11 protein-coding genes and 3 pseudogenes are annotated in these 10,336 nt (G+C 60.9%); 6 read left to right on the top strand and 8 right to left on the bottom strand.

Going from position 1 to position 10,336, the window contains the following annotated elements; genetic code table 11:
* Positions 1–181: pseudogene (locus DN412_RS40945) on the top strand (FAD-binding oxidoreductase); the annotation flags it as partial.
* A 148-nt stretch (positions 182–329) separates the two neighbouring features.
* Here DN412_RS40945 and DN412_RS40950 read toward each other — a convergent pair.
* The 3 genes from DN412_RS40950 to DN412_RS40960 form a co-directional block, all read right to left on the bottom strand.
* The gene (locus DN412_RS40950; RefSeq protein ID WP_115216732.1) at positions 330–680 is read right to left on the bottom strand and encodes a cupin domain-containing protein; all 351 of its coding nucleotides are present in this window, start codon (positions 678–680) and stop codon (positions 330–332) included.
* Positions 681–766: 86 nt separating this feature from the next.
* Complete coding sequence (locus tag DN412_RS40955; protein ID WP_115216733.1) at positions 767–1,468, bottom strand: HAD-IA family hydrolase; 702 nt, start codon at positions 1,466–1,468, stop codon at positions 767–769.
* A 110-nt stretch (positions 1,469–1,578) separates the two neighbouring features.
* The gene (locus tag DN412_RS40960) at positions 1,579–2,811 is read right to left on the bottom strand and encodes an NAD(P)/FAD-dependent oxidoreductase (RefSeq protein WP_244223077.1); all 1,233 of its coding nucleotides are present in this window, start codon (positions 2,809–2,811) and stop codon (positions 1,579–1,581) included.
* Positions 2,812–3,183: 372 nt separating this feature from the next.
* On the opposite strand from DN412_RS40960, the gene DN412_RS40965 reads away from it, so the two are divergent.
* On the top strand, positions 3,184–4,122 hold the full coding sequence (locus tag DN412_RS40965; protein ID WP_115216734.1) for a LysR family transcriptional regulator: 939 nt from the start codon (positions 3,184–3,186) through the stop codon (positions 4,120–4,122).
* A gap of 137 nt (positions 4,123–4,259) precedes the next feature.
* Here DN412_RS40965 and DN412_RS40970 read toward each other — a convergent pair whose 3' ends face one another.
* Positions 4,260–5,114 carry a cupin domain-containing protein gene (locus DN412_RS40970; RefSeq protein WP_244223076.1) on the bottom strand — a complete coding sequence of 285 codons (855 nt, stop codon included), beginning with the start codon at positions 5,112–5,114 and terminating at the stop codon, positions 4,260–4,262.
* Between the two features lie 412 nt (positions 5,115–5,526).
* Between DN412_RS40970 and DN412_RS40975 the strand changes: the two genes are divergently transcribed.
* Both DN412_RS40975 and DN412_RS40980 read left to right on the top strand, forming a co-directional pair.
* Positions 5,527–6,384, top strand: a complete 858-nt coding sequence (locus tag DN412_RS40975) for a GNAT family N-acetyltransferase (RefSeq protein ID WP_115216736.1) — start codon at positions 5,527–5,529, stop codon at positions 6,382–6,384.
* 59 nt (positions 6,385–6,443) lie between these two features.
* Positions 6,444–6,626 (top strand): annotated as a pseudogene (locus DN412_RS40980) (alanine racemase C-terminal domain-containing protein); the annotation flags it as partial.
* 88 nt (positions 6,627–6,714) lie between these two features.
* On the opposite strand, the gene DN412_RS40985 reads toward DN412_RS40980, so the two are convergent.
* Both DN412_RS40985 and DN412_RS43680 read right to left on the bottom strand, forming a co-directional pair.
* Entirely contained in the window at positions 6,715–7,011 is a 297-nt protein-coding gene (locus tag DN412_RS40985; RefSeq protein ID WP_115216737.1) for a hypothetical protein, read from the bottom strand.
* A gap of 16 nt (positions 7,012–7,027) precedes the next feature.
* Positions 7,028–7,171, bottom strand: coding sequence for a hypothetical protein (locus DN412_RS43680; RefSeq protein ID WP_161564125.1), 144 nt, complete (start codon positions 7,169–7,171; stop codon positions 7,028–7,030).
* Positions 7,172–7,206: 35 nt separating this feature from the next.
* Here DN412_RS43680 and DN412_RS43240 point away from each other — a divergent pair, with 35 nt between their 5' ends.
* Positions 7,207–7,488 (top strand): hypothetical protein, encoded by a 282-nt coding sequence (locus DN412_RS43240; RefSeq protein ID WP_133303173.1) that lies wholly within the window; start codon positions 7,207–7,209, stop codon positions 7,486–7,488.
* An 11-nt stretch (positions 7,489–7,499) separates the two neighbouring features.
* Here the strand turns inward: DN412_RS43240 and DN412_RS40990 are convergent, their stop codons facing one another.
* Together DN412_RS40990 and DN412_RS40995 are read right to left on the bottom strand one after the other, a co-directional pair.
* Positions 7,500–8,615 carry a porin gene (locus DN412_RS40990; protein ID WP_115216738.1) on the bottom strand — a complete coding sequence of 372 codons (1,116 nt, stop codon included), beginning with the start codon at positions 8,613–8,615 and terminating at the stop codon, positions 7,500–7,502.
* 317 nt (positions 8,616–8,932) lie between these two features.
* Positions 8,933–9,589, bottom strand: a complete 657-nt coding sequence (locus DN412_RS40995; protein ID WP_115216739.1) for a response regulator — start codon at positions 9,587–9,589, stop codon at positions 8,933–8,935.
* A 623-nt stretch (positions 9,590–10,212) separates the two neighbouring features.
* Between DN412_RS40995 and DN412_RS45315 the strand changes: the two are divergent.
* Positions 10,213–10,336 (top strand): annotated as a pseudogene (locus DN412_RS45315) (ABC transporter permease); the annotation flags it as partial.

Below are 10,336 nucleotides of genomic sequence, written 5' to 3' on the forward strand. Positions count from 1 at the left end.
CAGCGCCACGGTGCCCGGCCTGTACTACGCCTTCGGCTTCAATGGTGAAGGCTTTGCGATCAGCCCCGGCGTGGGCGAAACCATGGCGGAGCTGATCGCCACGGGCCGTACCTCGATTCCGCTGGAGCCCTATGCCATCGGGCGCTTTGCGCGTGCGCAGGTGCTGCTGGAAACGAACTGATCCGGGTTATCGCAACACAGCCTGACAAAGCCTGAATGCCGCCGGTTTGCACCCCTCTCCCGCGTGCGGGAGAGGGGTGCGTATGCGTCGGCTCGTGGCTTTGTTCAGATGCGCGAGCGTGCAACGTTCTTCCCCGCTCGCGTTCCGATCACTGCAGGATCACGTAGACCTTGCGCAAGGGTTCCAGAATTTCCCAGATGCCGGTCGTGTTCGCCGGGAAGAACAGCGTGTCGCCGGCCTTGATCCGGATCGGCCTGCCACCCGTCGGCGTGAACAGGCACTCACCGGCAAGGATGTGCATGACTTCGGCTTCCTCGACTTGCCGTTCGTAGGAGCCGACTGTGCATTCCCACAGGCCGGCCCGGTTCTGTCCGGCGCTTTCGAGGTCAAACTTGAAGCTGCTGGTGCGGCACGGCGGTTGGCTTAACGGCCTGCCGACAGGACCGTCGTCGGTCAGGTCGCTGCAAGTCACGGATTGCGGAATGATAGTGATGGGCATGTAGATCAGGGAGCGAGAGAAGGGAAAAGATAGGGAACGAAAAAGGCGGTGCGACGCAGCGACACCGCCCCCGGGTGCGACTGCCCTTACTGGTTGTCCTCGACAGCGTCCGCCAGTTGTGCCAGCGAATGAAAGTGGTAGTCCGGCTTGGTCAGCTCCGGCACTTCCATGGTGCCGCCGAATCCCTTCTGCGCATGACGGCGCTCGATCCAGCAGGTCTTCAGCCCAAGCTTCTTCGCAATGCCGATGTCGTGGTATTGGCTCTGCGCCACATGGAGATTGCCTGCCTGCTTGTAACCCCATTTGCCGTCATAGCGGCCACGCGCATAGGCGAAGTACTGAGGATCGGGCTTTTCCGTCAGGGCATCGTCACAGGTGACGGTGTCGTCAAACGGAAAGTCCAGCGTCTTCTCAAAGTGGGTCAGTGCCCAGCGCTGGGCGTTGGTCATCGCCACCAGCTTGAAATGTTTGCGCAAACGCTTCAGCGCCTCGACCGAATCCGGGAACGCCTTCCAGTTGACCACGGAGTCCCGCAGGCCACAGGCGAGTTCGTCGGAGTCGGGGAGGCCAAGGCTCTGCGCCATCAGGTGCCAGCAACGTTCCAGGTCATCGGGATACCACATCGTCTTGTCGGCGGCGCGGGTGCGGCGATAGGCGGCGAGAAAATCCTCATCGCTGATGGCGCTGTCGGGCACGGCGCGATGAAAGTAGTCGAGCATCCCGCCCTCGAAGTCAATCAGCGTGCCAACCACGTCGAAGGTAAGTACCTTGAAGTCTTTGAGTGCCATGAAATACCTCTGCTAGTAAAAATGAGAGAAAAAGCGGCCCACCGGCCGCGTGCGGATACGACCGCGGTGCCGAAACAAAGCTTGCTTGCGCTAATTCCGGTTCAGTTGGCTCACGACACCAGGTCCTTGAGCTTGAAGTACAGGCCGACGGCGGGAAGGAACCACGGCGGTCCCAGATGGCCCGGTATGGCCGGCCAGTCGCGCGTGCGCCAGGGGTTTGCCAGGATATCGCCCGCCATCACGCGGGCCATGCGCTGCCCCATCAGCACGGCCATCTGCGTGCCATGCCCGCTAAATCCCATCGCGTAGTAAAGGCCGTCGCGCTCGCCGGCGTGCGGCAGGCGGTCTTGCGTCATGTCGACCAACCCACCCCAGCAATGTGTGATTGCCACGTCCGCAAGCTGCGGAAAGGCCTCCAGCATGGTGGCGCGCAGGATCTCGCCGCTGCGGGTATCGGACTGCGGCGGCGAAGCGGTAAAGCGCGCCCGGCCGCCAAACAGCAGACGGTCGTCAGGCGTGAGGCGGAAATAGTTATGCAGGTTCGCGGTCGTGACATACGTGCGCCGCTCCGACAGCAGTGCCTGCGCGCGTGCACGCCCCAGCAGCTCCGTGGCGATGACAAAGCTGCCGATGGGAACGATGCGCCGGCGGATCCAGCCGAAGCTGCGGTAGCCGCCGTGCTGGGTGGTGCCGGTAGCCAGCAGCACCTGGCTGGCCTGCACCGTGCCGCGGGCCGTGTACAGCAGGTGGCCGTGCGTGTGCCCGATGCGCTCGATCTTCTCCACAGCCGTGCGCAGATGGATCTGCGCACCCTGGCGCGCCGCTGCCTGCGCCAGCCCGTGGGCAAAGCGGCCCATATGCATCTGGCCGCTCTTGCGGTACAGCAGTCCGCCGGCGTAGCGGTCGCTGGCCACCTCCTGCCTGACGCGGCTTGCGCTCAGCAGCTCCACGTCCGGATCCACGCCAGAGCGCACGAGCTGTTCGCAGCTACGCGCGAGCATGTCGTAATGCTCGGGCCGCGAGGCGAGCTTGAGCTTGCCATGGCGAACGAAACCGCAGTCGATGCCTTCGTCGCGAATCAGCGCCTCCACGGCGTCCACGCCGGCGTCGTAAGCGTGATACCACTCGCGCGCCTGGTCGGCGCCAACGCGCGCGGCAAGCGTGGCGTAGTCGACGGCCAGGCCGTTGTTGACATGGCCACCATTGCGACCCGACGCCTCCGCTGCAATCGAACCCTGCGCTTCCAGCACCACAACATTCGCACCCTGCCTGGCCAGCGCCAGGGCCGCGGACAAGCCGCAGAATCCCGCGCCGACGATCGCCACATCGACGTTGGCGGGCAGCTCGGATGCCGCGGTCGGGAACGGCGCAAGGCCATGGTGCCAATAGGGGTCGGAAGAGCAAGGCGCGCCCCCATGGGCACGGTCCACCAGGATGCCGCTGCGGGTGATCAAAACGTTCCGCGATGCGTCCGACGCGGCCGCTCCGGGTGATGCTTGCGCCGGTTCCGGCGAGGCTGCGCTGGCGCTTAATGTAATAGGAGCGGCCAGGCAGCCATCGCCTCCCTTGCCGCCGGCAAATTCGACCGCCGATAACCCGATGTGACGCACAGACACGGCCTTGCTCCGATAATCCGTTGTACGATGCACAAAGTGTAGGGAGCCCCTGCCAGCACGGCAACGTCCCAATTGTTGGGCCGAACATAATCTGAGGTTATGGCAAATTTCCGGCGAAAACTGCCCAGCGCCAATGCCCTGTTTGTCTTCGAGGCCGCCGGGCGCTGCGGCAGCCTGACCAAGGCCGCCGCCGAACTCTATGTCAGCCAGCCGGCCGTCAGCCGGATGCTGGCGCGCATGGAAGACCGCATGGGCGTGCGGCTCTTTGATCGGGTACGTGGGGGCGTCGAGCTGACCGAGAACGGGCGCCTGCTCCATCGCGCCATCACCGAAGGCTTCAACGTTATCCAGGCGTCGATCAGTGAAATCGAAACGCGCGCCACCGGACTGGAGACCGTCACGCTCTCCGTTTCGACGGCCTTTACCACGCACTGGATCATGCCGCGCATGGAAAAGCTGCGGCGGGACTTTCCCGGCGTTGACCTGCGGTTCCAGCTGATCTCTGGCAGGGTGGGCGGGCCGCTGCATGACGTAGACCTTGGGCTTCGCTTCTTTTCCCCCGGCGAGGCAGCGCAAAACAGCGTGTTGCTGATGCCGGAAATCATCGTGCCAGTGTGCAGCCCGGCCTATCGGGACGATACCGGCCGCGACAGCGACGTCCTCATCAACCTGACCGACAGCAATCGGGACTGGCCGACGCTGTTTCCCGCACTCGGTCAACGTAGCCGGGACTTGTACCACCTGAATTTTTCCGACTATTCGATCGTGGTGCAGACAGCGATGCTCGGCCAGGGCATTGCGCCGGGCTGGCTGAACGTAGTTACCCACTGGGTGAGACAGGGGGCACTGGTGCCGGCCATCGATCAGGTCCATGTCGCTAACCGGCAATGCTATCTGGTGCAGCAAGCGACCCCGTCCCCTCGCCCTACCGTAACCAGGCTGCGCGACTGGATCCTCGAGGAGACCTACCAGGATCTGGCGGAGATCGACCGCATGTATCCGGGCCTGGGCCTGTTGAAGCTGGTCGGACGCCAATGATGCCGCTTGCGGCGCAGTTCATTGCGCAGCGATCGAGGGCACCATCAAATAAAAAGCCCACAGGCATGGCTGCCTGTGGGCAAGGCTTCACAGTGAAGCGGAGACCACCAGTGAATTTCAACGGCGCGCAATACTAACTAGGCCGGCCGGAAAATTGCATAAACCTTGGCCACCTGCTCACGGCTATCCCAGCTGCACTGCGCATTCTGTTCGACCAGGAAGATATCGCCACGCGAAAATGTCCCACTACGGCCGGTTTCATCTTCAAACGTCACGCTGCCCTCCAACAGATACATCAGTTCGTAGTGGGGATAGAACATCGCCCGACGATGGTAGGGAGTCGAATCCCAGGTGCCGCAGACGAACTGCCCGTCCTGAGAGCGATAGTCCGTGTAGTTGCGACAAACGGGAGTCGGGGTGAGCAGCAACGCGGCCGAAGGCGCGCCGGACGGTTCCAGTGCTGGCTCTTCTGCGATCGGCAGAAGCGCGCGCGCTCCAGGGCGGCTGTCGTTGTAGCGCATGAAGATGATCGACACCGGGCACTCAGCAGACCAGGCGAACTCTGCGTCATGTAACAACACAGCGCTGTTGCCCGGACCCAGCACGACCGTGCGATCCGGCTGGATCAGCGTCAGCTTGCCCTCGCAGACGATGATGAACTCATCTGCAGGCTGTGCCTTTACCGACCCGCGCCCACTGTCCAGTTTGATAACGCCCACCGTTACTGGTCCCGGCGGCAAGTCCAGCATGCGACGGCGGAAAAGGAAGTTGTTTTCCTCGGAAGCGTCGGTGAAGGGAATACCGAGGGAATGGTCTTGCGCAAACGTGCGCAAATTGACAAAGGTAGCCGGCGTGGCGTGCACGGTGGCACCCTGCTGCAAACTCGACATGACTTGTTCTCGCGATTCAATGAGGATTACGCTGCGTGAGCCATGCGCTGCGCAAACCTTCAAGAGGGAAAAAGTTCGATCGGTGTAGGTGTGTCCCGACATGAATCAGCTCCGCCATGACGTCGCCTACTCCCCGGACAGAATTACAGCACCTTCGAGGTTCCGGAGTATCCCGTTTGGACAGTGTCCACGCATAGAAACAGCGGCATTTAACGTGCCGTTCAGCATAATTTGCTGCATCCCGAACAAGTCGCTATTGATGGGCGTCGGCCATTTCCCCGGTGTGGGAAAGCGGGCTGCATCCCGCAAGCCCATTGCAGGAGCGCGGGCGTAGCAATTTGTGCGGTCTGGCGCTGGCCCAACGGCATAAGCGCTGCGTGATGAAGCGGCAGTCAGACGATCATGTGGAATCGCATTTGCGCCGTAACGAGGCGGGAACACTGTGGCAAGATTGCTTCAGTTCGTAGTCCTGCCAGACGTGTTGCTGATTCGGCTTACTCAAGAGGAAGACACCATGCCAAGCCACGCTATCCATGCGCCAGTTTCCTATCGCACGATGAGCGAAGAGGACGTGCCCGCCGCACATGAGCTGTCGCAAGCCTTGCGCTGGCCGCATCGTGCCGAAGACTGGCAATTTGTCCTTCGCCTTGGAACCGGCTTCGTCGCCGAGGAAGCTGGCGTGGTGATCGGCACGGGGCTTTGCTGGAAGCAGGGACAGCAAGCATCGCTCGGGATGATCATTGTGTCGCCGGCACATCAAGGCAAGCGCATCGGCAGTGAGTTGATGCGCCTGGTGCTGGAAGCGCTCGGCAACCGCTGCACGTTGCTCAATGCAACTCCCGCCGGACAGCCTCTGTATGAGCGCCTCGGCTTCGTCGCGACTGGCACCATCAACCAGCATCAGGGCACGATGAATGCCGTCAGCCCGGTTGCACTAAATGCGGGGGAAACGCTGCGTCCGTTCGAGTCAGGCGATCTCGAGACGATCATTGAACTGGGGAATCGCGCTACCGGCATGTCGCGCGGCGAAGTGCTGAAGTCATTGCTCCCCATGGCCGAGACTGTGGTGCTGGAACGCAATGGCGAAGCGGTCGGATTCTCGGCCATGCGGCGCTTCGGGCGAGGCTATGCGATTGGGCCGGTGGTGGCCTGCGATAGTGAGCGCGCGAAGGCCTTGATTGCCCACTGGTCCGGCGCATACGCCGGGTCTTTCGTACGCGTGGATGTCACGGGAACGAGCGACCTGCAGGACTGGCTCGCGCAGGTGGGACTGGCTCAGGTGGATACCGTCGTGGCGATGGCACGTAATGGCGTACCGCCGGCGGATAGCACGCTCAAGCAGTTCGCAATCGTGAATCAGGCGCTCTGCTGAGCCCCGTCGGCGCCGAGTTGGGCCCCGCACGGCACGGATGCTGACCGCTACACGGACTGATGGATATGCTCGCCGTCGATCTGACCAAGTGTCCGGATGCCACACCTGGAACGTTCGTTGAACACTGGGGCAGGCACGTTCCGATCGACAGCGTGGCTGCCGCAGCCGGAACAATCGGCTATGAATTGATGTGCGCCATCGCACCGCGCGTGCGCGTGGCAGTGGAGCCGCTGGACTGCTGACCGGCGACGCGCAGCGAACCCGGTCTGCGTTGATCTGCGCACAGTCGGCCTTGCCGATAGCATGCACCGTTTCGCACGATGCATGCGGTCACTCATCGCCTGCATGGAACTCTGATACGAATGTCGGCGCTTCTTCCATGCGATAGCGTCCGTTCTGGCACACGTAGTACATAGCGTGCTGGCCGCTACGTGCGAACGTCACACAGCAGGAATGCTCGAACCGTCCGAAACGGGTGATACCGATGCCCGGCGAACCCGGCCACTCCCATACGCGCTGTTCCTCAACGCAGTCCAGAACGCGATGCTGCGTCCTGGGATGCATGGACGAATTGAGCATCATGTCGATGTACCCGAATACACCCAGCGAGGGGTAACGCTCCTGCATTGCCGTCCATCGTCGCTTAGGCGACATTGCAGCCCTCCGTGTCCAGCTTGATGTTCCCTGCCTTCAGCACTTCATTTGCCTTCAGATGATGGTTCCAGTGCCCGTCGTTGATCGTTTCGAGCATACGCATGGGCTTGACGAAGGGATCGGCATAGCCCACGACAGTGATGGCTGTCGGCTACAGCGGTACGTACTTTGTATTTCCTCGCCATGAACAGCGAGAGCAGGCTCGCGATCCGGATAAAGTATCGCATCGCAGCGCTGGCAGAAGCTGCCGAATATGCTTTGAACTTGCAATTTCCGGTGTTTTCTCGCCCGCAGTTGGAGGCCTGGCGCTGCGCCGCTGTGGCTGACATGATGCGGAAGCCGGCGGCCAACGCGAAGCCGTCCCGGAACGGACGGCGCTCCAAACCTGGCAACCCTGAAGCCGAACGGAGTTGTATCAAAAACCCGGAGATGCCCCCGGGTCTGCACTAACGGACTTAGGCTCAGAACTTGTGGCGGATGCCAACGACTGCGCCAAACTGGTTTGCACCCGGCTGCACGGCTTCGCTGCTCGCACCCAGCTGGTCATTGAACCCGTTCACCCCCAGGTTCGACTTGCCGCGGTTCAGTGCGTATGAAACCGTGGTGTAAAGGTCCGTGCGCTTCGACAGTGCATAGTCAACCAGCGCAACGAACTGCCACGGGTTGCCGGCGTTCGACTGACGCAGGTTCTGGTAGTACGCAGAGCCACTGACCGACAGCGCCGGCGATACCTGGTAGCCAACGCCGACCCAACCGAGGTTCGACACTGTGTTGGTCAGCGCAACGCCAGGCAGGGTGGCACCGTTGAACGCGTGGGCATATCGGTAACCGCCGTAGAGCTTGGCAGGACCGAAAGCGTATGTCCCGGCGACTGCGGCCCGTCTGATCAGACTATTGGTCGAAAGAGCCGTGGCTGCCGACCGGTTCGACTGGTCGTAAATGGCGCCAACGGCGAATCCGCCCGCAGCATAGTTCACAGCGAACGAGTACTCACGCCCGTTGGTGAAATTGCCCGCGACCTCCTGGTTGTTGTTGTTGAAGCTATACAGGCCAGTCACGCTCAGGCCGCCGAACGTCCCCATATACTTGGCGGAGTTGTCGGCACGCGCCCCGCCCATGAACGGGTCTTGTGCACCGATGGAATAGCGGCTCGCGATCGACATCGGGTCGTAGGTAACGCCAAAGTCATAGAACGGCGTCGTGTGCCGGCCCAGGGTCAGCTGTCCCCACTGGTTCTGCAGACCGACGTAGGCGCCGCGACCAAAGAGACGGCCACCCTGCCCGGAGGTGCCGGTATCCAGGTTGAAGCCACTTTCCAGCAGGAAGATGCCCTTCATGCCGCCACCCAGGTCTTCTACGCCGCGCAATCCCCAGCGCGATCCGGACTGGTTGCCTGATTGCATGGCCCACAGATTGTTGCCCTGGGCGCCGGCAGATACGGTACCCGTCGAAGCAACGGCCTTGTTCAGGTATTCAATACCCACATCCGCAACACCGTACAACGTGACGTTCGATTGCGCATACGCGCTGGGGACCACCAGCAAGGCGACTGCAATGGCCGACAGTTTGAATTTCATGAAATGATTTCCTCGAAGAATGGTAAGTATCCAATTCGTATCGGTTCGAATTGGGGCGACTCAGATTCTGCATCTGTTTTTTGAGAATTCACAATCTGTAGTCTGACCATGATGTTGTTATTTAATCTAAAGCTTCTTTTAGGCAACCGCCTATATCCGTCAGGCAAGTATCGGCTTAGTATGTTCGGTAGCTCTGCTGTCTGGTGTATGTTCATCAGCATATATCGACACTTTCCATGGCTTTGCAGCAGAGCCCGTATGGGGCTGCTCTTTGGCAGTCCCATTTTTTTCACGCTACGGTTGCTACCGCAGCGCAGTCATGACTGGATCACCGCGTGCCTGTGCTTGACGAGGTACATGGCCAGTTCCATTTCATTTCGCAGCCCGAGCTTGCTCATGGCCGAGCACTTCTGGACGCTGATCGTCTTGACGCTGCGCTGGAATTTCCGTGCAATTTCCTGAAGCGGATGGCCTTGCGCCAGGAGGCGAATTACCTCGCGTTCGCGTGGGCTAAGACGATCGTCGCACCGGTCTTCGCAATGGTGGGTCGGAGCAGTCAACAACCTCTCAGTGGCGGGGTCTATGTACTTGGAACCTGAGAGGACGGCTTGACATGCATCCGCCACGAACTGCAGATCCATTGATTTTGCGACAAACGCGTCGGCACCTTTCGCCAGCAATTGACGAACCAGGCCGTTTGGACGCGCCCCCGAGAAGACCACGATCTTCACCTTGGGGTACATCCGGCGTAGTCGTTCTATCAGGCGTAACCCGTCGATCTCTCCACCATAGTCATAGCCGGTGATGACGATATCCGGCAGTAGCAATGCATGCTTCCTGAGTTCCGACAGAAGCCCAGTGACGCTATCCGCGATGGCCATGACGTCAATGCCTTGACGCGCCATGTACGGCGCCAGTCCGGCGAGCACCACAGGATGATCGTCGGCAATCACAGCCTTAGTTTTGGTGCTCATTGCCCGGAAGCAGATTAAAGCCGCACAATTCTTCAGAATCATCTGGCACGGTCGACAAAACCGCTGAGCGGCTGACCGCGCTCGCCGCGGCGCAGATTTTCCAGATCGGCCGGGCCTGCCATATCGTCGGCATTGTGCGGGGTCGTGGCGTATGTCATTGCAGTCGTCGCAGCGCCGGGCGAAAAGGGGAAACCATGATGCGATGAACACGCCGGCATCTGATAGGAAAAAATTACTGCATCCGGGCACGCACCAAGATGACGCCCTCCCAGGGTAAATCCCGACGAATGTTGCGGTGCACCTGCATGCGCGCTGTGCGCGCGGCATGCAATGCCAAACCGCCCACGTGAAACCGCAGCTATTACTGTCATGGCCTGAAATACCCCATCAAGCGCTTGCGCGCACATGCTTCAATGTCGCACCCCACAAAGACTCTGGCTCCTTGCAGGAGCCATTGCCATGCCAGAGAAGAAGCCGTTCTGGAGCTTTATCGGCCCAGACGAATAAGACGGATCATGAGCGCCCTGCACCACCGGATTTCGGAATCTTGCAGCGCATGCGCGATTCGTCAGTCGCTCACGTGCGACTCGCGGCCTGATTTACCAACTAAGAAAGGAGACACCTTGAACCCCTTCATCTTGCGTCTGCTGGCGCGGCGCATCGGAATGGCGCTGATCTCGCTGCTGGCCGTCTCGGCCATCGTCTTCGCCATCACCGCGGTATTGCCCGGCGATGCCGCGCAGGAGC

The organism is Cupriavidus lacunae (genome assembly GCF_003353055.1).
GTDB classification, from domain to species: Bacteria; Pseudomonadota; Gammaproteobacteria; order Burkholderiales; family Burkholderiaceae; genus Cupriavidus; species Cupriavidus lacunae.